Origin of the sequence: Synechococcus sp. CS-1326 (genome assembly GCF_025128115.1) — a bacterium.
GTDB lineage: Bacteria > Cyanobacteriota > Cyanobacteriia > PCC-6307 > Cyanobiaceae > Regnicoccus.
Genome location: NZ_JAHLYV010000033.1, coordinates 132,503 through 153,313, shown reverse-complemented (window position 1 = coordinate 153,313; position 20,811 = coordinate 132,503). Strand labels below are relative to the sequence as shown.

Sequence of the window (20,811 nt, the reverse complement as noted above, 5' to 3'; positions counted from 1 at the left end):
CCCATGGCAGCTCGTCTGGCGATCGGTCCGGTGGATGTGGATCCCAGCGTTCGTGAACGGGTCGACACCGAAACCCTGCAGCGGCTGGTGGCTCGCCATCGCAGGGGCGACTGGGGTCAGGTGGATGCTCGCGATGCCCGCGCCAATGTGCGCGCCGCCTACCTGCAGCAGGGCCGCTTGCGCAGTGTCTACCGGGTCGGTCGGGATCTGCTGGTCTGGGTGATCACCACCAACCTCGGCTCCGACAGTCTTCACACCCTGGTGCTGATCCCGCAAGACGACTGACCGGCTGCTTCGCCCCATGCTTTCGCCTTCTCCGTTCCATCCCTTGACGAGCTCCCAACCGATCCAGAGCGTCTCCGGCAAAGCCGCAGCAGCAGCTCTGAAGCCTTCTTCAGGGCAGGATCCTCTCGCCCGGATCGTTGGCCAGTTCGATCTGGACGGACAGATCCTCTCGATCGAGACGCTCGGCAACGGCAATGTGAATGACACCTACCGCGTCAGGCTGCAGGCTGCCCAAGCGTCGTCCTATGTGCTGCAGCGGCTCAACACCCAGGTCTTCCCCGAGCCCAGGCTCGTCATCGGCAACATGCTGGCCTTCAGTGAGCATGTGGTCGCTCAGCTGCAGAAGGGCTGCCCCCTTCTAGGCGGTCGCCGTTGGGAGGTGCCCATTCTGGTGCCCTCCCGTGTATCCGGTCGGCACTGGGTGGAGCTGGATGGCTGTTTCTGGCGAATGATCAGCTTCCTCGAAGCAGCCACCTGCCTTGAAACCGTCTCTGATTGTGCCCAGGCCAGGGAGGTGGGCCATGGACTGGGCCTTTTCCACGCCTTGATCAGTGACCTGCCGGTTACGGCCCTGGCCGACACCCTGGTGGGATTTCATATCACCCCCGAGTACCTGGAGCAGTTTCACCAGGTCCTGGGTCGTCATCGGATGCCGCTCTGTCCGGACCTGGCGTACTGCCTGTCCTTCGTGCAGGAACGGGAAGGTTCTGTGACAGTGCTGGAAGACGCCAAGGCGGCAAACATCCTTCCCCTTCGTCCAATCCATGGGGATCCGAAGATCAACAACGTGATGCTGGATGGCCAGACCGGCCATGCCATGGCGCTGGTTGATCTCGATACGATCAAGCCAGGCCTTGTTCATTACGACATTGGTGATTGCCTGCGCTCCTGTTGCAACCCGCTAGGAGAAGAAACCACTGACTGGCAGTCGGTTCATTTTGACTGCCTGCTCTGCGAAGCGGTACTCCAGGGTTATGGAGCTGTAGCAAAAAGCTTTCTGACCGACTCGGACTACGACTATCTGTTTGCAGCGATTCGGTTGATTGCATTTGAGCTGGGTCTTCGCTTTCTCACTGACTATCTCGCCGGCGATCAGTATTTCAAAACCACCCATCCGCGCCACAATCTCGATCGCGCTCTGGTCCAGTTCCGGCTCACCGAGAGCATCGAAGCCCAGGAGGCTGTGATCAGCTCGATCATCGAGGCGATGCGATGAGCAGCGCTGCGGGCAGGCTGAGGCCATTCGAGGCTGATGCTGCTCTGCAGGCCTTCACCCTGCAGTTCGACCTGGGGCGCCGGGGCGCTCAGCTGGACATTCACTACCAGCTTCTCGGCCCGATCGAGGCGTTGGTTCTGCCGGCTGTGGCGTCGCCGCCGAGGCGCCTGGATGATCTCTGGCAACAGACCTGCTTCGAGTGTTTTGTTGCGATCGAAGCTCAGCCTGCCTACTGGGAGATGAACCTCTCTCCCTCAGGTGACTGGAATCTGTATCGCCTCTCCGCCTATCGCCAGGAACTGGAGCCGGAGAAGGCCTGCCATGCGTTGACCCCTTCAAGCCTCAGGTCTGACAACGCCTACTCGCTTGATGTCAGCCTTGATCTGGCTCCTTTCATCCCCGGTGATCAGACTCTTGAGATCGCAGTGGCGGCTGTCATCATGCAGCGCAGCGGCGAGCTGAGTCACTGGTCGCTGGCCCATCCAGCTCCGGCTCCCGATTTCCACCACCGCAATGGTTTTCTGCTGCGGCTTTGAAGCGATTGGATCAGGATTTCCCCTGTCAGCTGGCACCCAGGCCGAGCAACACAGCCCGGGCGGCATTGATGGCCTGCATGGTCCCGTGCTGACCGCCACGGTCAGGGTGGTGCTCTGCGGCCGCCTGTTTCCAGGCGCGGCTCACGTCAGTGGCGCTCAATCGCCCGGCCAGGGCCAGTCCCAGATGCTGGCGGGCCTTGAGGGCCTCCAGGTCCGGGCTTCTTCCAAGGGGTGAGCGGTCTGAGGCACCCAGGCCCGTCCCCCGCCGCTTGCGGCCCTTGCTGCCTGGTTTCGCAGCCGCTGAGCTGACGCCGAATCCAACCGATGGCCGCTCCGGAGCACCCGCTTCGGCGGAATCGTCAGGGGGTTGGGCAGGCGGCCGCTGCAAGACCAGTTGATCGGGGCGGGTCTGAAGTGCTTGGGGCATCGGCCGTAGCGCGGGGAAAGGAGTTGCTTCTCCAGCAATCGGGGGGAAACAGCCAGTGGAAAGGCCCCGGGTGAACCACCACCCAGGGCCCTTGCCCGAAGGCACCATCACCGTGAAATGCTGGTCCACTGTCAGTATGAATGCTGGCCTACCCCCAGCTGTCGGTGCTTTCTCGCTTTCCACGCCTGCTGGTCGGTTCAGCCTGGCTTGCCATGGGCCTGGCCACTGTTCTTCCGGTTGGCTCCGCCCGCGCCGCTGAGTCGGCCAAGCGGGTCACTCCAGAAGCCCTCGCTGCCGCCCTGACGCGCCTCGATGGCCTGGCCGGATCGATGCAGCGCAGCACCGGCGTGCCGGGCATGGCGATCGCGGTGGTGCACAACGATCAACTGGTGTTTCTGCGCGGCTATGGCGTGCGCACGGCCGGGCAGGCAGGCGTGATCGATCCCGACACGATGTTCCAGTTGGCCTCCCTCTCCAAGCCAGTGGCCAGCACCGTGGTGGCGGCTCTGGTGGGGGATGGGGTGGTGGGCTGGGACGACCCCGTGCAGCGCAGCCTGCCTGAGGCCCGCATCGGTTCTGCCGGCACGGCGCCGGATGTGACCCTGCGCGATCTGCTCTCGCACCGCAGCGGCCTGCCCGACCATGCCGGCGACGACCTGGAGGATCTCGGCTTCGATCGCACCACGATCCTGTCGCGCTTGCGCTTTCTGCCCACGGCCAATCGCTTCCGCGCCGCTTACGCCTACACCAACTTCGGCTTCACCGCCGCAGCGGAGGCGGCGGCCCGTGCCAGCGGCAACGCCTGGGAGGTGCTCTCCCGTGAGCGGCTCTACAAGCCCCTGGGCATGACGCGCACCACCTCAAGCCATGCCGCGTTGATCGCCGAGCCCAACCGCGCCCGGCTGCACGTGCCCACTCCCCAGGGCTGGGTGGCGCGCTTCGATCGCGATGCCGATGCGGAATCTCCCGCCGGCGGGGTGAGCGCCTCGGCGCGTGACATGGGCAGCTGGCTGCGGTTGCAGCTCAACAGCGGCCGCTTCGAAGCCAAGCCCGTGCTCCAGGCTGCTGCCCTGGCCGAAACCCATCGCCCGCAGGTGATCAGCATTCCGCCGGTGGATCCCGCCACGGATGCGGCCAGCCTCTATGGCCTCGGCTGGAATGTGGGCCGGCACGGGGCTGGGCTGGTGCAGCTTTCCCACTCCGGCGCCTTCTTCCTCGGTGCCGCCACCGCCGTGTATCTGCTGCCGGCCGAGCGGCTCGGCATCGTGGTGCTCACCAACGGTCAACCGGTGGGGCTGCCGGAAGCGGTGGCGCTCAGCTTTCTGGATCTGGCGGTGGAAGGAGAGGTCAGCCGTGACTACCTCCCGCTGCTGCAGGGGGTCTTCAAGGGCATGCTCGAGCAGGACTACCCCGCTGTGGTGGCTCCCGCCGTGGCTGAACCATCCCTGCCCCTGGAGCGCTACGAGGGCCGTTACGCCAACGCCTACTTCGGGCCGCTCGAGATCCGCCGCCGCGGTGACGCGCTCGAACTGCTGATCGGTCCAGAGCCCCAGCGCTTCGCGCTCACGCCGGTGAGCGGCAACACCTTCTCGTACCAGCCGCGCGGCGAGAACGCCTTCGGCCCGGCGGCGGTCAGTTTTGAAGCCGGGGCCGGCGGAACGCTCACACGCGTGCGCGTCGGCAATCTCGATCGCAACGGGCTGGGCCTGTTCACGCGGCGCTGAAGCTCCACTGTTGACCCATGGCGTTCGCCGGCGTGTGCCTGAGTGGAGGGGGTCAGCGGCTGGCTTCCGCTCAGAGCGCGCCGGCCAGCAACTGGCGGATCAGAACCGGATCCACGTCGTTGCGGATCACCACCTGGCCGATGCCGGTGGGCAGCACGAAGCGCAGCTGGCCCTGGTTCACCTTCTTGTCGCTCTGCAGGGTCTGCAGGGCCGCCTCCACATCCAGCGGTGGCAGGGCCAGCGGCAGGCCGGCCTTGGCGATCACCGCCCGCTGGCGCTCCTGGTCGGCTGGCTGCCACAGGCCCATGGCCAGAGCCAGGCGCCCGACAGCCTCCATGCCCAGCGCCACCGCCTCGCCGTGGATCACGGTGCCGTAGCCGCAGAGGGTTTCCACCACATGGCCCAGGGTGTGGCCATAGTTGAGGATCGCCCGCAGGCCGCCCTCCCGTTCATCGGCCGCCACCACCCGGGCCTTGGCCGCCGCTGAGCGCTGCAGCAGGCGCTGCAGCCGGGCCGGGCCGATCGCTTCGAGGCTGGAGAGATCCGCCGCCGCTTCCAGATCGGCGAACAGGATCGGATCACCGATCACCCCGTACTTGATCACTTCCGCCATGCCGGCGCGGAACTCCCGCTCCGGCAGCGTGTCAAGTGTGGTGGGATCCACCAGCACCAGCTCCGGTTGATGAAAGGCGCCGATCAGGTTCTTGCCGCCGGGATGGTTCACGCCGGTCTTGCCGCCGATCGCCGCATCTACCATCGCCAGCAGCGTGGTGGGCACCTGCACCACCGGAATCCCCCGCAGCCAGGTGGCGGCGGCGAAGCCGGCCATGTCGCCCACCACGCCGCCACCGAGGGCCACCAGCAGCGACCGCCGCTCCAGCCGCTGCGCGAAGGCTGCGTCATGGATCTGGGCCACGGTGGCGGGGGTCTTGTGCTCTTCTCCTGCGGCGATCACCAGGCGGGTGGAGCGGAAACCCTGCCGCTGCAGGCTGGCCAGTGCCCGCTCGCCGTAGTGGCGATCCACTTCCGGGTTGGTGACCAGCAGCACCTGGGTGCCGGCCGCGAAGCCCCGTTCCTCCAGCAGGGCGCCCAGCGCCTCCAGTGCCCCGTCGCCGATCCGCACCGTGTAGGGGTTGCTGGCCAGGGCCACCTCGATCGTGCTCAACGGCGGCTGTTCCACGGCGGCCTGGCCGGCGGGGTGCTCGGGTCTGTAGCTGGTGGGCTGGCTGGGTGTCATCGCAATCACCCGTGCACGGGAGTGGGTCGGATCGAGCTGAAGGTAAGGCGCGGCTCTCTGCGGCCGTGCTCAGGTGTCGCTGTTCAGCAGGCTCAGCAGGGCACTGCCGTAGCGCTCCAGCTTGGCAGCGCCGATGCCGCTGATCGCCGCCAGTTCTGCGATCTGGTGCGGCCGCCGCGCGGCCAACTCCACCAGGGTGCGGTCATGGAACACCACGTAGGGAGGCACCGCCTGCTCGCGCGCCTGCTCCCGCCGCCAGTCCTTGAGCCGTTGCAGCAGCTCAGGATCGGCGTTCTGCCCGTCTGCTCCTGCCCCGGCAGCGCCTGCGGCCCCGCCCATTGCGCCGCTGCGCGCCCTTGAGCGCCTCTCCTGGCGCGGCGGCGGCAGCGGCAGCTCGAGGCGCTGCTCGCCACGCAGCAACGGCCGCACCAGCTCCTCGGCCCCCCAGCGCAGCCCTCCGTGCCCATCGGGCACCGGCTCCAGCAGGCCGCCAGCGGTGAGTTGGCGCAGCAGGGTGCGCCACTGGCCGCGGTCGAGCTCCTTGCCGATGCCGTACACACTCAGTTCGTGGTGCCCCAGGGCCCGCAGGCGCGCCGTGTCGGCCCCCAGCAGCACATCCACCACATGGGCGGCGCCGAAGCGCTGACCGGTGCGGTACACCGCCGAGAGGGCCTTCTGGGCCTGGATCGTCACATCGGTGTGCTCCTGGGGCTCCAGGCAGCGGTCGCAGTTGCCGCAGGGCTGCTCCAGGCTTTCGCCGAAATGGGCCAGCAGCACCTGACGGCGGCAGCCGGGCGCCTCGCTGAAGCCGATCAGGGCCTCCAGTTTTCCGTGCTCGATCCGCTTCTGGGCCGGCTCGGCCTCGGAATCGTCGATGAAACGCCGCAGCTGCGGCAGATCGCCGGCGCCGTGAACCATCCAGGCGGTGGCCGCCAGGCCGTCACGGCCGGCCCGGCCGGTTTCCTGGTAATAGGCCTCCAGGCTCTTGGGCAGATCCACGTGGGCCACGAAGCGCACGTCCGGCTTGTCGATGCCCATGCCGAAGGCGATCGTGGCCACCACGATCACGCCGCTGTCCCGCCGGAAACGGCTCAGGGCGGCGCTGCGCTGCTGCGCCTCCAGACCGGCGTGATAGGCGATGGCGTCATGGCCGGCGGCACGCAGGTCGGCGGCGAAGCGATCCACCCGGGCGCGGGAGCGGGCGTACACGATGCCGGCATCGCCGCGGTGCGCTTCGAGGAAGGTCAGCAGCTGGGCCTTGGCGTCGTCTTTGTCGTGCAGCAGATAGCGGATGTTGGGGCGATCGAAGCTGGCGGTGAACACCCGCCCCTGCTCCAGCGCCAGCCGCGCCACGATCTCGTCGCGGGTGCGCGGGTCGGCGGTGGCGGTGAGCGCCAGCCGCGGCACCTGGGGAAAGCGGGCCGCCAGTTCCGCCAGCTGCAGGTATTCCGGCCGGAAATCATGCCCCCACTGCGACACGCAATGGGCTTCGTCGATGGCGAACAGGGCCAGGGGGCGCTCCGCCAGCTGATCGAGCAGATCGCCGGCCAGCAGCCGCTCCGGCGACACATACAGCAGATCCAGGCTCTGGGCCTGCAGGGCGCGCCAGATCGCGCTGCTCTCCTGGGCTGCCAGCGCCGAATGCAACGCCGCCGCCCGCACCCCCGATTGCCGCAGGGCTTCCACCTGGTCTTCCATCAGGGCGATCAGCGGCGAGATCACCACTGCCAGCCCAGGGCGGCACAGCGCCGGGATCTGATAGCAAAGCGATTTACCGCCGCCGGTGGGCATCAGCACCAGGGCTGAGCCGCCGTCGATCACATGCTCCACGATCGCCTGCTGCGGGCCGCGGAAGGCGGAGTAGCCGAACACCCGACGAAGCAGGTCGAGTGGATCAGGCCATGGCTTGTCAGCGGTCACGGTCAACGGGTGCGTCGGCCTGGGCTCGAGCTGCTGCGGCCCCCCCACAATGGCCTGATGCTGAGAGCTTCCAATTCCTCCCCGAGCCGCACTGCCTGGGGGTTTCTGCTGCCTGCCCTCACCCTGCTGGGGGTTTCGGTGCTGCTGCCGGCGATCATGGCTCTGGTGATCAGCTTCACAGAAACGGGCCTTGACATGGCGGAGCCGCTGCGGTTCGTCGGGCTTGCCAACATCCGGCGACTTCTGGCCGATCCGATGTTCTTCCAGGTTCTCGGCACCACCTTCCTCTATCTCATCGGTGTCGTGCCGCCGATCGTGCTCGGTTCGCTGGCCCTGGCCGTGCTGGTGAACCGGAGCCTGCCCGGTATCCATTGGTTGCGGGCGGCCTTCTACACGCCGGTGCTGGTTTCGATCGTGGTGGCGGCGATCGCCTTCCGCTGGCTCTATGCGGAGAACGGGCTGATCAACGGCTGGCTCTCGGCGCTGCTGGGCCCCTCCTTCCTGCCGATCGGCTTCCTCACCAATCCCCTTCTGGCCCTGCCCGCCGTGATGCTCGTGACGCTCTGGAAGGGGCTCGGTTATTACATGGTGATTTTTCTGGCCGGTCTGCAGGGCATTTCTCCCGAGCTCTATGAGGCTGCAGCCCTCGATGGCAGCGTGGGGTGGCGGCGTCATCTCGACATCACCCTGCCCCTGCTGCGTCCCTATCTCACCTTGGTGGCCGTGATCTCGTCGATCGCGGCCACCAAGGTGTTCGAGGAGGTGTTCCTGATGACCCAGGGTGGTCCCGCCGAGTCGACCCGCACCCTCGTCTATTACGTCTACGACCAGGCCTTCTCCGAGCTTGACATCAGTTATGCCTGCACGGTGGGTCTGGCGTTGTTCCTGATCGTGCTGTTGTTCTCCCTGGTGCGCTTCCTGGCGGCCGGCGAGCGCGGCCTGGGCTGAAGGGCCCCGCCGGTGAGCCGGGCAGGGAGAATGTCAAGCTTCTCTGCTGCCCCTGGTGTTGATTGGCATGGGGTTGGATCGGGCGATCGGCGGCAGCATCGGCGTTGTGGGAGGTGGCCAGCTGGCCTTGATGCTGGCTGAGGCGGCCAGCCAGGCCAACGTGCAGCTGCACGTGCAGACCCCCCTGGCCGATGATCCGGCCACCAGGCTCGCCACCAGCGTGGTGCTCGCTCCCCTCGATGACCTGGCTGCCACCCGGGAGCTGGCGCAGCGCAGCGAAGCAATCAGCTTTGAGAACGAGTGGGTGGATCTTGATGCCCTCAAGGTCCTCGAGACCGAAGGGGTCGTGTTTCTGCCGAAGATCGAGGCGCTCAGGCCGCTGGTGTGCAAACGGGCTCAGCGGGAGTTGCTCTATCGGCTCAACCTGCCCTCCCCTCAGTGGATTGCCCTTGAGGAACTGTTGCCGCCGCCCCTTCTGCCGAGTGGATCTCCGCTGGTCGGGGTGGCCTCTCCTGGGCCAGCCACCCAGCCGGCCAGCAGCCTTCCCGATGGCTTCAGCTTTCCTGTGATGGCGAAAGCCTCCACCGGCGGCTACGACGGGCGGGGAACGCGGCTGATTCACGACCAGGAGGAGCTGAACGACCTGTTGGAGAGGGTCAGACCGACCGACTGGTTGCTGGAGGAATTCGTTCGTTTCGAGCAGGAGCTGGCGATGGTGGCCTGTCGGGACCGCCATGGTTCAGTTGCCTGCTTCCCCCTGGTTCAGACCCATCAGCACCAGCAGATCTGCGACTGGGTCATCGCCCCCGCCGCCGTCAGCCAGGCGGTGGAAGCCAGGGCCCGCAATGTGGCTGCTTCGTTGCTCACCTCCCTCGACTACGTCGGGGTGCTCTCGATCGAGTTTTTCTTCGGGCCCGCCGGCCTGCAGATCAATGAGCTCGCCCCCCGTACCCACAACTCCGGCCACTACACGATCGAAGCGACCCACACCAGTCAGTTCGCCCAGCAACTGAGGATCGTCTGCGGGCAGCCGCTCGGTGAAACCGGCCTGAAGCGACCCGGTGCCCTGATGGTGAATCTGCTCGGCTACGGGGGCTCGGATCACACCTATGAGGAACAGCGTCAGGTGCTCGCCGCCTTGCCTGGTGCCACCTTGCACTGGTACGGCAAGTCAGCCTCGCTGCCGGGCCGCAAGCTGGGCCATCTCACCATTCCCCTCAACGAAACCGACCCGCAACGCCGGGCCGCCGAAGCCCGGTCTCTGTTGGAGGAGGTGCGACGGGTCTGGCCGTTGCCGCTGGAAAGTGGTTTAAGCTGATCTCGAGCAGCTGTGTTGGTGACTGCCTTTCACAGTTTTCTGATCTGACTCCCTCTTCGACGTGGGAGATCTGTCGCCACGGTGACGTATACCGGCCCTGTTGCCGGAAATGAAGCCCGGCTTTGATCTCTCCTCTGGTTTATCCAGGTCGAAACCTGGGGCAAGACGGCATGGCGGTTCACCCTTTTCCATTCACTGCAACGCCTTTCACTGCAAGGCCAGTTTCTGCAAGGCCTGTCACTGCAAGGCCTGTCACTGCAAGGCCTGTCACTGCAAGGCCTGGACGATCCGCTGGTTGATCAGCACAGACTGGGTCAGGCCAGTAAGTTGTCCAGTTCGCTCTGGAGGCGATCCCGCCCCCAGCAGGTGATCACGAACACCTCCTGGGCCGAACTGCCACGTCTGGCCAGCATTTTGAAGCCGCCTGTGATCGGTGTGGAGATCTTCAGGCGCAACTGCGGACTTCGCCCCTTCACCCGGCAGATCACCGCCGGTGTGACTGTATCGATCCCTTCCAGGTTGGCGAGGGCCCTGAGCAGTGGGATCAGGCCTTCCAGGTAGGTGCTGTGGGTGATCACCACACGGCCCATCACCACACTCCATCCAGATCGAAGTTTAGGCAGATCTGCTCAGGCCCGCTCCAGGGGCGCCATGGTGAGCCCGCCGCCGCCCAGTTGCTGGTGATACAGCTCGGCCTGCTCCTGAGGACCGGACCAGACCACCGCCGATCCCGAGCCATCAATCTGGTGGGCCAGCTCCCAGGCACGATCGGAGCCCATGCCCGGCAGAACCTTCACCAGCATCGCGACCACGTGCTGGAAGGTGTTGAAGTCGTCGTCAAGAACCACCACCTTGAAATGGGGGTAGGCAAGCCGCTGTCGCAGGCGTTCCTGGGTTGGCGAAGGGCGGGTGGGGCTGGCTGTTGCCATGGGCGATTCGCAGCTCTCCAAGCCTAGGTAAGCTCAGAAAGTCAGAGCTGCTGAAGCCGTCATGTTGATCACCCTGGGTTGGGCCTCTCTGGCCGCGCTGTTCAGTTTCTCGATCGCCATGGTGGTGTGGGGCCGCAACGGTGACGGCAGCATCAATTTCTGAGCGGTTTCGCCTTCGCGTTGGTCATTCTGAGCTGCCCGCATGCCTGAGACCTTGATCAGCGGCACCTCGGTTCTTGCTGTGGTGGCCTCTGCTCTGCTGGTGTTCGTCAGTGGAGGTGTCGTGTATCTCTCCGCGATCGAGTGGCGTGATCGCCGCCGCCGTGCCAAACCAGCCCCGAAGCGCCGTTGAGCTTTCCCTTGACCGCCCTGGCCGGGAAATGGAACTGGCGGTGGCCGTTCTCCTGGCAGTCCCTGTTGCCGGTCACCACCATCGTGGTGGCGTCGTTGATCCTGGTGCCAGCCGTTCAGCTGCGCCGCTTCCCCCGCTCCAATGCCGCGGGCCTGGAGCGGCTGCTGACCGCATCGGCCCTGATTCAGAGTTTCGCCGCCGATCCAGGCCGCGAAGCTCCCCCCCTCTGGCAGCGCCGACTCGGCCGTGAAAGCGCCGCCCGGCTCTGGATCCGCCAGCGCGGTTCCTGGTGGCAGTTCTGGGGTCGTCATGGCGATGGGGCCGAAGCCTTTCTGGCCCTTCCGGCTCGCGCTTTCGGCCTAGGCGATTCGGGTGCCCTGCCGCCCAACGGCCTGCGCCTTGATGATCTGGTGGTGATCGCCCCTGATCCCCTGTCCCGCCAGCTGCTGCAGGAGGATCTGCGCCGCAACCTGCGGACGCCCAGGGGACTGCAGGAACGCTGTGTCCAGCGCCTGCGCAGTGGCCAGTCGGTGGCCTGGAGCCGGACGGCCCTCGCCCAGCTGGCAGGCCCCCTCTCGCCCTTGTTGCAGCGCTATCAGCAGGGATGCCTGGAGCTGGGCAGTGATGGAGCCGGCCTGGTCTGGCAGGGTGAGTCGAGTTCCACCGAAGACCTGGCTGGACCTTCGCCGGCCCTGCCGCCGCCGCCGCTGCTGCCGAGCCGGCGGCCTGCCTTGCCCGCTTCCCTGTTGCTGGAGGTGAAGGGTGAAAGGCTCGATCTGTTGTTCCAGACACTGTTCACCCGCCAGTTGATCCGCCAGCCCCTGGTTGAGCGCTACGGCCTGATGCCACCGCTGTCGGATCGGCTGGGGAGCCTGCCGTTCGAGCTGCGCCTGCGCCGCCTGGCCAGCGGGCCGTTTCAGGCCTCTCTGGAGCTCCAGCTCGCCGTGGGCAAGGATCGCCCCGCCTGGGACGCCTGGCTGCTGTCGCTGCGGACCAACCTCGAAGGCCAGGGCCTGACGCTTCAGGCGCCTGGTGCCGGCGTTTCGTCAGTGCCGGGCAGCAGCACCTGGCAGCGTCAGGACGGCAGTGTCGTCGGGGGCTGGCGCTGGATCCGCCCGGTGGCAGGGTTGCCCGCCGAGCTTCAGTTCTTCCTCGGGCCTGTCCCCGTCGGGACAGTCGGATCAGCGGCCGGCGTGCGTTCACCGGATGGGGTTGCGATCAGCCTTCAGGCCCGGCCTGCCGACCTGGCAGCCATCTCGCTGCTGCCTCCCGGACTGCCGGTGGTGGTCAGACAGGCCGAGCAACTGGAATGGCTCAGCGTTTCGCCCGCCTCCAAGCCAGCCGGTCTTTCGCCCCTGTCCTGGCTGACGGGCTCCTTGAAGCTGGCCCAGCCGTCAGCTGGTGGCGGTGGGCGCCGATGACGGCTTGCTGGAGTCGCCACCGGGGGCTGCTTCCGGCGCCGGTGCCGTTGACCTGCTGACCTCCAGGCTGGCGGCGGCCTCCTCTTTCTGGCGCTCACGACGCCGACGATCAGCGGCCACGGTTTCTTCCATCAGCTCAACGGCCTGGGCCATTTTGGCCAGATTGCTGACATAAAGGCTGAGGTCTTTGTCGAGCCTTTCCTTGAGCAGCCCCATCGAGGCGCCGATCTCGTGGGAGGCCTGCTGAAGGGCCTGGGGTTCGAGCGCCTCGGCGCCCTGGGCCTGCTGCAGCAGGCTCAGCAGGCCAACGGCGAAGAGCCTGGAGTAGTGGAAATCGGCCCGTTTCACCTGGGCCAGCACGCCGGCAATCGGCTCTGGGGCGCCTTCACCCTGGGACTCCAGCCAGTGCCTGACCTCCTCCAGGCTGTGGCTGCCTACGGCGTGCAGGGCCTGTTCCCGTTCGCTGCGAATCCCGGCGGCATCGAAGCCTGAGGAGGCGCAGAGTGCCACGAACAACGGCTCCTTCTGCTGCTCGGGACGGTAGCCCCTGGCAAAACTGTCGAACACCTGGGTGAGGCCCACGGCGAAGAGCGGATCGCTGCGGAAGCCCTTCTGGTGGCTGAGCAGATGGAGCTCCACCAGCAACTCATCCACCAGGCGCCGATAGAGGGGGCCGATCACATGGGGGAAGGACTGGTGGAAGGCGCGCTTGCTGTCAGCGACGGTGAGACTGACGCCCACTCTTGTTTCTCATGGTTCCTGGACCATAGCGCCGACCCCTGCCTGCCGTTCCGGCAGATTCCCCCCCCTCACGGACAGGCTCTGGCCGACCACTCTGCTCGGTAGGATGGCTGAACTGCTGAAGGTCTGCCGATGATCCCGATCGTGATTGAGGATTCCGGCCGGGGAGAACGTGCCTTCGATATCTATTCGCGTCTGTTGCGCGAGCGGATCATTTTCCTTGGCGAACCCGTCACCTCGGAGTCGGCCAATCGGGTTGTGGCTCAGCTGCTTTTTCTGGAGGCAGAGGATCCTGAAAAGGACATCTTTCTGTACGTCAACTCGCCCGGTGGCTCCGTCTACGACGGCCTCGGCATCTTCGACACGATGCAGCACATCAAACCGGATGTGCAGACGGTCTGCGTGGGTCTGGCGGCCAGCATGGGGGCCTTTCTGCTCACGGCGGGGGCCAAAGGCAAGCGCAGCAGCCTGCATCACTCCCGGATCATGATCCACCAGCCACTCGGCGGAGCACGCGGGCAGGCCAGCGATATCCGCATTCAGGCGGATGAAATTCTTTTCCTCAAAGACAAGCTCAACCATGAGCTTGCCGATCGGACCGGTCAGCCTCTGGAGCGGATCCAGCAGGACACGGACCGGGATTTCTTCATGTCACCGGCGGAAGCTGTGGCCTATGGCCTGATCGACAAGGTGATTGAAAAACGGCCGATCCGCCCAGTGGATTGAATCCATGGGGCCAGAAGGATTCTTAAAACTTCAATTCAGGCTTTTGAATTGGGATCGAGCAGGTTGCCCTTGCTGCCTTTGAGTTCCTTCCAGAGTTGGCGGATCTCAGCGTAGGCATTGTCCTGGCTGATCTTGCCGTTTCCCTGGAGGGCCACGATCAATCCAACCCGCTCAGCGAACTGCTCAAGGTTCTGATGGAAGGCCACCCGTTCGGGTGACCAGTCATCGCCGTGATAGCGGCTGAATGACTCCATCGGAGACTGGATATTGCTCAAGACCGTGCCACTGTGAAATGGAATGCTAAATGAAGCGGAATCAAAAATGGTTTGGCTTTGGTTAAGGGCAGCCACTCCTGCTTCGGGCAGGCTGCTGAAAACGGTCTTCCCAGCTCAGCTCGCTTCAACCAGCGGAGAGTAGCGTTCCTTGTCGGGGATTTCGGTGAATTCAGACACCACCCGGCGGAACTCATCGCCATCGAGGGATTCTTTCTCGATCAGCAACTCAACCAACCGGTCCATGCAGGCACGGTTGCTGGCCACCAGGTCGATGGTGTCGCGATAGCAGGTGTCCACGATCGAGCGGATCTGTTCGTCGATTCGTTTTGAAATAGCATCGGAGACATCGCTGCGCGTCATCAGATCCCGGCCCAGGAACACTTCCTGGCTGCCGCCTTCCAGGGAAACGGGCCCAAGTTCGCTCATTCCGAAACGGGTGACCATCTGGCGTGCCATGCCAGCCACCTGTTGGATATCGCCGCCTGCTCCTGTTGTCACCTCGGCATGGCCGAACACGACGGCTTCGGCTGCTCTGCCGCCGAGCGCACCCATGATGCGGGAGCGGAGCTGGACCCGGCTGACCAGCATCTGCTCTTCATCTGGAGCAAACCAGGTGAGCCCCTGGGCCTGGCCGCGAGGAATCAGGGTGACCTTCTGAACGGGGTCATGGTGCTTGACAAGGGTGCCGACCAGGGCATGGCCCACTTCGTGGTAGGCGATCAGGCGCTTGCTGCGGCCATCGGTGAGGGGCTTGCCTTCCATGCCGGCGATCACCCGATCGACGGCATCATCAATCTCGGCAAGGCTGGTGGCTTCCTTGCGGCGACGGGCCGTGAGAATGGCGGCCTCATTCAGCAGGTTGGCCAGATCAGCGCCTGTGAAGCCAGGTGTGCGTCGGGCAATCGCTTCAAGCGAAACGTCTTCGGCGAGCTTCTTGTTTCGGGCATGGACATTGAGAATGGACAGCCGGCCCCGGATATCGGGTGGATCGACTGAGACCTGACGATCGAACCGTCCCGGCCGCAGCAGCGCGGAATCGAGCACGTCAGCCCGGTTCGTGGCGGCAATGATGATGATGCCTGTGTTTCCCTCAAAGCCGTCCATCTCGGTGAGCAACTGATTGAGAGTCTGCTCACGCTCATCATTGCCACCACCGATTCCAGCTCCCCGTTGACGTCCGACGGCATCGATTTCATCGATGAAGATCAGGCAAGGGCTGTTCTCCTTGGCCCGCTTGAACAGATCGCGGACTCTTGAGGCGCCCACACCCACGAACATCTCAACAAACTCCGAGCCTGAGAGAGAGAAGAAGGGAACACCCGCTTCGCCGGCGATCGCCTTGGCCAGCAGGGTTTTGCCGGTTCCGGGAGGACCGATCAGCAGAACACCACGGGGAATCTTGGCCCCAACGGATGTGAATCGCTCCGGTTGCTTGAGGAAGGTGACCACCTCCTCAAGATCTTCCTTGGCCTCCTCGACACCAGCCACATCATCGAACTTGACACCGGTTTCGGCTTCCATGGCGAAGCGTGCCTTGGTTTTGCCGAACTGCATCGCCTGGCCAGGGCCACCGGGCATCGAAGAGGAACGGCGGGCCAGAAAGATCAGTGAACCGATCAGCAGGAGGGGGAACAGCAGATTGCCGAGAATTCCCAGTGCTGGGCCAGTTGTGCGGGGGGGATGAATGTCGAAGCTGATGCCGCGCTCCTTGAGATTGTTGATCAGTTCAGGGGCCAGGCCGGGCAGATCGACCCTGAGCCGCTGGACGCGGTTGTCGAGATCAGGATCCACGGCTTCGACCACGGCTGTGCGGCCTCCGTCGTAAACGTCAACGGCGGTGACGCGACCGGCTTCCACGTAGTCAAGGAAGCGGCCGTAACTCATCCGCGCCACGGCTGTGTTGCGGGGACCAGCAGCGCTGGAGCTGGCTGGCTGCGGAGAGAAGCGCGCTCCCCCTCCGTTGCCAAGCACCTGCCAGGCGAGAAACAGAGCCACGCCGATCGGCAAAAACCAGAGAGCGATCAGCCGCCAGCGCTGCTTCATGGTGCCTCTAAATGTTTAAGAACTGTAAAGGGCCGGCCGCTCACTCGTGGCTGGGCCAGACGAGGGCATCGGTCTTTCAGTCTCCCACGGGCGCCGCTGTCTCAGGAAGAGCTGTCGCCGCTCAGGCAGGGCTCGCGATCGTCTGACTCCACCAGGAGATCGCTGCTGGCGAGGGTCTCGATCAGCTCCGGGCCGCCGAGACCATGGGTCCAGACTTCCACCACGGAGCCGAGTGGTGCTTCGAAACTGAGCATTTCAAAGGGGAAGACCACCCGCTCCAGATAAAACTCCTTGGGGCCGCAACAACGCACGATCACCATGCGGTCGCTGGTATTGCGGAAACCGCAGGGGAGCCTCGCCACGGGTCACATCACTTCAGGGAACTCTCATAAAGCCACCCCTGAGGCTTGAAGTTGGTCTCCGTTACCACCAATCAGCCGATTTAAGGTTTTCTTGGGTGTTCAGAGGCTGCGCAGGGCCACGATCGGATCCAGCCGAGAGGCACGGCGGGCCGGCACCACGCCAAAGAACAGGCCGATTCCGCCCGAGAGCCCCACGGTGAAGGCCACACTGCTGAATTCGATCGCCGCAGGCAGCGGTGTGAAGCGGGCCACGGCAGCCACGGCCCCCAGCCCCACGGCACTGCCGATCAGGCCACCCAGGCTGGCCAGCACCAGCGATTCCACCAGGAACTGGAGCAGCACGTCGCCACTGCGGGCTCCCAGGGCCTTGCGCAGGCCGATTTCCTGGGTGCGCTCGCTGACCGACACCAACATGATGTTCATGATGCCGATGCCACCCACCAGCAGGGACACACCACCGATGGCCGCGAGCATCAAGGTGAGTCCGCCGGTGATCGTGCCCACGATCGAAAGGGCATCCTGCTGGGAACGCACCGCGAAGTCGTCTTCGCGAAGGATCCGATGCCGTTGGCGCAGCAGGTTGGTGATCTGGAACTTGGCGGCTCCGGTGCTGGCCTCATCAAGCGCCTCGACGCTGATGAAGGTGAGGCTGATGCCGAAGCTGGTTCGCCCTCCCAGGCGACTCACCATCGTGGAGAGCGGGATGTAAGCGGCTTCATCCTGGTTGCTGCCGAACGCGGCACCTTTCGGGGCGGTGATGCCGATCACCTCGAAAGACTGGTCCCTGATCCGCAGCGTCTGCCCGATCGCGGCGCCAGTCGGAATCAGCTTGTCGCGCAGATCCGGTCCGATCACGGCCACGTTGCGGGCGGAGTCGAGGTCCTGCTGGCTGAAGAACCGGCCCTGGGCGATCTCGAACCGCCGGACGGGAAGAAACTCCGGTGTGATGCCGGAAACAGAGGAATTGGCGCTGTTCGCCCCCACCTGAACCACTTCATTGAGGGTGATCTGGGGAGCCACGCGCCGCACACTCGGGACCTGTTCGGCGATCGCCTCGGCATCGCTCAGCACCAGGGTGCGGGGACTGTTGATTCCCTGGCGCCGGGTGTCGTTGTTGCCGGGCACCACGAACAGGACGTTGGCACCGAGCGTGTTGAGCTGACCTTCCGCCAGGTTCTGGGCTCCCCTGCCGACCCCCACCAGGGTGATTACGGAGGCATTGCCGATCACGATGCCAAGCATGGTGAGCAGGCTGCGCAGCCGGTTGGCCCTCAGGGTGCTGAGGGCCATGGTGACCGTTTCACTGAGCGGAAGCTTGGAGGCCACGGTGCGGGTTCAGAGCAGGGTGCCCAGCCGTTTGGACTGGGTGTGGTTGCGGGCGCCGCGATGGACCAGGCCCTCCCGCAGCTCCAGGGTGACGAACTCACCATGGCGCAGATCGGTGGTGGCGTTGGAGACCCCCACGATCACCGGAACCCCGAGCCGCTGGGAAATCACCGCCGCATGGCTCTCACTGCCGTCTTCTTCGGCGATCACCCCCCTGGCCTTGCGGATCGCGCTGAGATAAGCGGCTGTGGTTTCCCGGACCACCAGGATCTCACCGCTCACCAGGCGGGCGGCCTCTTCCGGGTTGGTGGCCACGCGCACCCTGCCGCTGACCGAACCACTGCCGATTCCCAGCCCCCGGCCGAGCACCGCTGAGACGATTCCCACCTTGACAAGATCGGTGGAGCCGCTGACCCCGGCGAGCGTGCCGGCGGTCTGGACCACCAGATCCCCCTCCTTGAGCAGCCCCTGTTCCTGGGCGATGCCCATCGCCAGGGTGAAGGTGCTGGAGGTGGAGTCCTGGTCATCGATCAGCAGGGGATTGACGCCCCAGACCATCTGGAGCTGGCGGGCCACCTTCACGTCACTGGTGATCGCCAGGATGGTGGTGGAAGGCCTGAACTTGCTGACGTTCCTGGCCGTGGCTCCGCTCTTGGTGAGCGGCAGGATCGCCGCGGCCTGCAGTTGCCTGGCAATCGTGCTCACGGCCTGGCTGATGGCATTGGGGATCGTGGAGGCCATGTGGCTGTCCACGGCGCGACGAGGGTAATCGCGCTCGATGCGGCAGGCGATCCTGGCCATCGTGGCCACGGCTTCCACGGGGAAGTCCCCTACGGCGGTTTCGTTGGAGAGCATCACCGCATCGGTGCCATCGAGAATGGCGTTGGCCACGTCGCTCACCTCGGCGCGGGTGGGGCGCGGACAGCTGGCCATGCTGTCGAGCATCTGGGTGGCCGTGATGATCGGGATGCCGAGCGTGTTGGCCTTGCGGATCAGTTCCTTCTGGAGCAGCGGCACCTCTTCGGCCGGCATCTCGACGCCGAGATCGCCCCGGGCCACCATGACCCCGTCACAGAGGGGGAGAATCGCATCGATCTGATCGATTGCCTCGAATTTCTCGATCTTGGCGATCACCGGGGTGGTGTGGCCATGGCCGCTGATCAGCTCGCGGATCTCCTCCATGTCGGAGGGGTTGCGAACAAAGCTGAGGGCAACCCAGTCGACCCCCTGCTGGAGGCCGAAGATCAGGTCCTGGCGGTCCTTGTCGGTGAGGGCGCGGATCGAGAGCTGCACATCGGGGAAATTCACCCCTTTGTTATTGGAGAGCACGCCTCCCACCACAACCGTGCAGTGCAGAGTCTGCTGGGGTCCATCAACCCGGTCGACGACCATCTCCACGCGGCCGTCATCGAGCAGGATGCGGTTCCCGGCCAGCACCTCGTCAGCGAGCTTGTCGTAAGTGACCGTGGCGATCGACCGGTCACAGGGCACGTCGCGGGAGGTCAGCTGGAAGCTGTCACCGTTGGCCAGGGTGATCGGACCACCGATGAATCGGCCCAGGCGGATCTTGGGCCCCTGCAGATCCTGAAGGATCCCGACGTGGATGCCGAGCTCGTGGGCGACCTGCCGAATCGTGGCGATCCGGGCGGCGTGCTCGGAGTGATCGCCATGGGAGAAGTTGAGGCGGAAGGTGGTGGCACCGGCGCGGATCAACTGGCGCAGCCGCTCCGGTGATTCGGTGGCAGGACCGATGGTGGCCACGATCTTGGTGCGACGCGAGAGATCGGGCTTGGCCATCGAAGCAGCCGAGGGTTGAGCGGAAACTACCATCCGGTCCTGCCTTCGCGCCGCCACAACGGACCCGATGAACCTGAACGACTATCAGCTCAAGGCCCGTTCAACCGCCCGCTATCCCCAGGTGGGAGCCAATCCGATCTATCCCACCCTTGGACTGTGTGGTGAAGCCGGTGAGGTGGCGGACAAGGTCAAGAAAGTTCTGAGGGATCGCGGCGGTCACTTCGATGCGGAGGTGGGGGAGGCGATCAAGCTCGAACTCGGCGATGTGCTCTGGTACGTCGCCCAGTTGGCCAGTGAGCTCGGCTTTGATCTCGAGACGATCGCCACGGCCAATCTCGCCAAGCTGGCGAGCCGCGCCGAGCGGGATGTGATCGGGGGCAGTGGCGACCGCCGCTGAACTGCCAGCATGGTTGCATGGGCCGTCATTTTCTTGCCGCCGTTCTGCTCGGCCTGCTGATCCTGCTGCTGCCGGCGGCCCCGGCTGGGGCCACTGATCTGGTTGTCAGCGAGGTGAGCCTTGAGCCCTGTCCCACGGGGGATGCCGGAGCCCAGCCGGAGCTGCGCCGTCCCACCGGTGCCAGTTGCTACGCCCTGCGCGGGGTGGTGATCAACGCCGGCTCACGCCCGGTTGTCGACACCGATGTATTCGCCGTGATCCTCGACGCGAGCGGCGAACCGGTGCTGCAGAACCGCTCCCGGGTGGGCTCGATCGGTGATGTGCCCCCAGGACGTTCCAGCTTTGCCCTGAGGCTGGCGGTGCCGGCCGGAACCCCTGGCCCGTTCAGCGTCAGCAAAGCGAAGGCGAGGGGCTTCAACGCTCCGGTGCGGGTGCGGGCCGGCTTGGATGACGAGCTGCTGCCGCTGGAGCAACAGCTGGCCGAAGCCGGCTGAGGCTTCGGGGACCTGCCCGCCGAAGCCCCACTCAGTAGCCGAAGCTTCCCCCCATCAGTGAACCGCTCAGGCTGCCGAGCAGCCCCTGGGCGAGGCTGAGCGCCAGGAAGGCGATGATCGCCGAGAGGTCAATCCCACCCAGCGGTGGGATCAGACCGCGGAAGGCATTGAGATAGGGATCGGTGATCGAGCTGACCGTGGAGAGCACCGGGTTGCTCCAGTCCAGGTTCGGGAACCAGCTCAACAGCACCCTCACCAGCAGGACCAGGCTGTAGATGCTGAGGGTCTGGGCCAGAACGGCAAGGATCGAGCTGAGGATGGTCACGGGTCTGCCGGA

General features: G+C 65.2%; 24 protein-coding genes and 1 other RNA gene. 13 read left to right on the top strand and 12 right to left on the bottom strand.

Annotated elements, in window-relative coordinates; translation table 11 throughout:
• Positions 1–3: 3 nt before the first annotated feature.
• Genes KQ307_RS13710 through KQ307_RS13700 form a run of 3 tightly spaced genes read left to right on the top strand, consistent with a single transcriptional unit; the run spans position 4 to position 2,037 of the window.
• Positions 4–285 (top strand): hypothetical protein, encoded by a 282-nt coding sequence (locus KQ307_RS13710; RefSeq protein WP_259728294.1) that lies wholly within the window; start codon positions 4–6, stop codon positions 283–285.
• Between the two features lie 43 nt (positions 286–328).
• Entirely contained in the window at positions 329–1,501 is a 1,173-nt protein-coding gene (locus KQ307_RS13705; protein WP_259728293.1) for a phosphotransferase enzyme family protein, read from the top strand.
• Complete coding sequence (locus KQ307_RS13700; RefSeq protein WP_259728292.1) at positions 1,498–2,037, top strand: DOMON-like domain-containing protein; 540 nt, start codon at positions 1,498–1,500, stop codon at positions 2,035–2,037. Before KQ307_RS13705 ends, KQ307_RS13700 begins: the two co-directional genes overlap by 4 nt.
• A gap of 25 nt (positions 2,038–2,062) precedes the next feature.
• Here the strand turns inward: KQ307_RS13700 and KQ307_RS13695 are convergent, their stop codons facing one another.
• Complete coding sequence (locus KQ307_RS13695; RefSeq protein WP_259703174.1) at positions 2,063–2,464, bottom strand: molecular chaperone DnaJ; 402 nt, start codon at positions 2,462–2,464, stop codon at positions 2,063–2,065.
• A gap of 140 nt (positions 2,465–2,604) precedes the next feature.
• On the opposite strand from KQ307_RS13695, the gene KQ307_RS13690 reads away from it, so the two are divergent.
• A complete protein-coding gene (locus tag KQ307_RS13690; RefSeq protein ID WP_259728291.1) occupies positions 2,605–4,188 on the top strand; it encodes a serine hydrolase in 1,584 nt (527 codons plus the stop codon).
• A 70-nt stretch (positions 4,189–4,258) separates the two neighbouring features.
• Here the strand turns inward: KQ307_RS13690 and aroB are convergent, their stop codons facing one another.
• Together aroB and recQ are read right to left on the bottom strand one after the other, a co-directional pair.
• Positions 4,259–5,425, bottom strand: a complete 1,167-nt coding sequence (gene aroB, locus KQ307_RS13685) for a 3-dehydroquinate synthase (RefSeq protein WP_259728290.1) — start codon at positions 5,423–5,425, stop codon at positions 4,259–4,261.
• A gap of 69 nt (positions 5,426–5,494) precedes the next feature.
• Positions 5,495–7,345 carry a DNA helicase RecQ gene (recQ, locus tag KQ307_RS13680; protein ID WP_259728313.1) on the bottom strand — a complete coding sequence of 617 codons (1,851 nt, stop codon included), beginning with the start codon at positions 7,343–7,345 and terminating at the stop codon, positions 5,495–5,497.
• Between the two features lie 57 nt (positions 7,346–7,402).
• Here recQ and KQ307_RS13675 point away from each other — a divergent pair, with 57 nt between their 5' ends.
• The 3 genes from KQ307_RS13675 (at position 7,403) to ssrS (ending at position 9,795) form a co-directional block, all read left to right on the top strand.
• Positions 7,403–8,293 (top strand): carbohydrate ABC transporter permease, encoded by an 891-nt coding sequence (locus tag KQ307_RS13675; RefSeq protein ID WP_259703176.1) that lies wholly within the window; start codon positions 7,403–7,405, stop codon positions 8,291–8,293.
• Between the two features lie 67 nt (positions 8,294–8,360).
• Positions 8,361–9,611, top strand: a complete 1,251-nt coding sequence (locus KQ307_RS13670; protein WP_259728289.1) for a 5-(carboxyamino)imidazole ribonucleotide synthase — start codon at positions 8,361–8,363, stop codon at positions 9,609–9,611.
• A 1-nt stretch (position 9,612) separates the two neighbouring features.
• Positions 9,613–9,795: non-coding RNA, 6S RNA (gene ssrS, locus KQ307_RS13665), on the top strand.
• A gap of 130 nt (positions 9,796–9,925) precedes the next feature.
• On the opposite strand, the gene KQ307_RS13660 is transcribed toward ssrS, so the two are convergent.
• Positions 9,926–10,201, bottom strand: a complete 276-nt coding sequence (locus tag KQ307_RS13660) for a DUF2103 domain-containing protein (protein WP_259703178.1) — start codon at positions 10,199–10,201, stop codon at positions 9,926–9,928.
• A gap of 39 nt (positions 10,202–10,240) precedes the next feature.
• The gene (gene clpS, locus KQ307_RS13655) at positions 10,241–10,540 is read right to left on the bottom strand and encodes an ATP-dependent Clp protease adapter ClpS (RefSeq protein WP_259703179.1); all 300 of its coding nucleotides are present in this window, start codon (positions 10,538–10,540) and stop codon (positions 10,241–10,243) included.
• Positions 10,541–10,601: 61 nt separating this feature from the next.
• Between clpS and petN the strand changes: the two genes are divergently transcribed.
• Genes petN through KQ307_RS13640 form a run of 3 tightly spaced genes read left to right on the top strand, consistent with a single transcriptional unit; the run spans position 10,602 to position 12,313 of the window.
• The gene (gene petN / locus KQ307_RS13650) at positions 10,602–10,703 is read left to right on the top strand and encodes a cytochrome b6-f complex subunit PetN (protein ID WP_071801536.1); all 102 of its coding nucleotides are present in this window, start codon (positions 10,602–10,604) and stop codon (positions 10,701–10,703) included.
• 39 nt (positions 10,704–10,742) lie between these two features.
• Complete coding sequence (locus tag KQ307_RS13645) at positions 10,743–10,892, top strand: hypothetical protein (protein WP_259703180.1); 150 nt, start codon at positions 10,743–10,745, stop codon at positions 10,890–10,892.
• Positions 10,889–12,313, top strand: a complete 1,425-nt coding sequence (locus tag KQ307_RS13640; RefSeq protein WP_259728288.1) for a hypothetical protein — start codon at positions 10,889–10,891, stop codon at positions 12,311–12,313. The genes KQ307_RS13645 and KQ307_RS13640 overlap by 4 nt, the downstream gene beginning before the upstream one ends.
• Here KQ307_RS13640 and psb29 read toward each other — a convergent pair.
• Positions 12,287–13,054, bottom strand: a complete 768-nt coding sequence (psb29, locus tag KQ307_RS13635) for a photosystem II biogenesis protein Psp29 (RefSeq protein WP_259728287.1) — start codon at positions 13,052–13,054, stop codon at positions 12,287–12,289. The genes KQ307_RS13640 and psb29 overlap by 27 nt on opposite strands.
• A 132-nt stretch (positions 13,055–13,186) precedes the next feature.
• Here psb29 and clpP point away from each other — a divergent pair, with 132 nt between their 5' ends.
• Complete coding sequence (gene clpP / locus KQ307_RS13630; protein WP_259728286.1) at positions 13,187–13,780, top strand: ATP-dependent Clp endopeptidase proteolytic subunit ClpP; 594 nt, start codon at positions 13,187–13,189, stop codon at positions 13,778–13,780.
• Between the two features lie 35 nt (positions 13,781–13,815).
• Here the strand turns inward: clpP and KQ307_RS13625 are convergent, their stop codons facing one another.
• The 5 genes from KQ307_RS13625 to pyk form a co-directional block, all read right to left on the bottom strand.
• Positions 13,816–14,130 (bottom strand): hypothetical protein, encoded by a 315-nt coding sequence (locus tag KQ307_RS13625; protein WP_259728285.1) that lies wholly within the window; start codon positions 14,128–14,130, stop codon positions 13,816–13,818.
• A 39-nt stretch (positions 14,131–14,169) separates the two neighbouring features.
• Positions 14,170–16,098 (bottom strand): ATP-dependent zinc metalloprotease FtsH, encoded by a 1,929-nt coding sequence (gene ftsH / locus KQ307_RS13620; protein WP_259728284.1) that lies wholly within the window; start codon positions 16,096–16,098, stop codon positions 14,170–14,172.
• 101 nt (positions 16,099–16,199) lie between these two features.
• Positions 16,200–16,460 carry a DUF1830 domain-containing protein gene (locus KQ307_RS13615; RefSeq protein ID WP_259703186.1) on the bottom strand — a complete coding sequence of 87 codons (261 nt, stop codon included), beginning with the start codon at positions 16,458–16,460 and terminating at the stop codon, positions 16,200–16,202.
• A 99-nt stretch (positions 16,461–16,559) separates the two neighbouring features.
• Positions 16,560–17,786: an ABC transporter permease gene (locus tag KQ307_RS13610; protein WP_259703187.1), complete on the bottom strand. Its 1,227-nt coding sequence runs from the start codon at positions 17,784–17,786 to the stop codon at positions 16,560–16,562.
• 9 nt (positions 17,787–17,795) lie between these two features.
• Positions 17,796–19,583, bottom strand: a complete 1,788-nt coding sequence (gene pyk / locus KQ307_RS13605; RefSeq protein ID WP_259728283.1) for a pyruvate kinase — start codon at positions 19,581–19,583, stop codon at positions 17,796–17,798.
• A gap of 67 nt (positions 19,584–19,650) precedes the next feature.
• On the opposite strand from pyk, the gene KQ307_RS13600 reads away from it, so the two are divergent.
• Together KQ307_RS13600 and KQ307_RS13595 are read left to right on the top strand one after the other, a co-directional pair.
• Entirely contained in the window at positions 19,651–19,980 is a 330-nt protein-coding gene (locus KQ307_RS13600) for a nucleoside triphosphate pyrophosphohydrolase family protein (protein ID WP_259703189.1), read from the top strand.
• Positions 19,981–19,997: 17 nt separating this feature from the next.
• Positions 19,998–20,474 carry a hypothetical protein gene (locus KQ307_RS13595; protein WP_259728282.1) on the top strand — a complete coding sequence of 159 codons (477 nt, stop codon included), beginning with the start codon at positions 19,998–20,000 and terminating at the stop codon, positions 20,472–20,474.
• Positions 20,475–20,505: 31 nt separating this feature from the next.
• Here KQ307_RS13595 and KQ307_RS13590 read toward each other — a convergent pair whose 3' ends face one another.
• Positions 20,506–20,799 carry a YggT family protein gene (locus KQ307_RS13590; protein ID WP_259728281.1) on the bottom strand — a complete coding sequence of 98 codons (294 nt, stop codon included), beginning with the start codon at positions 20,797–20,799 and terminating at the stop codon, positions 20,506–20,508.
• Between the last annotated feature and the right edge of the window lie 12 nt (positions 20,800–20,811).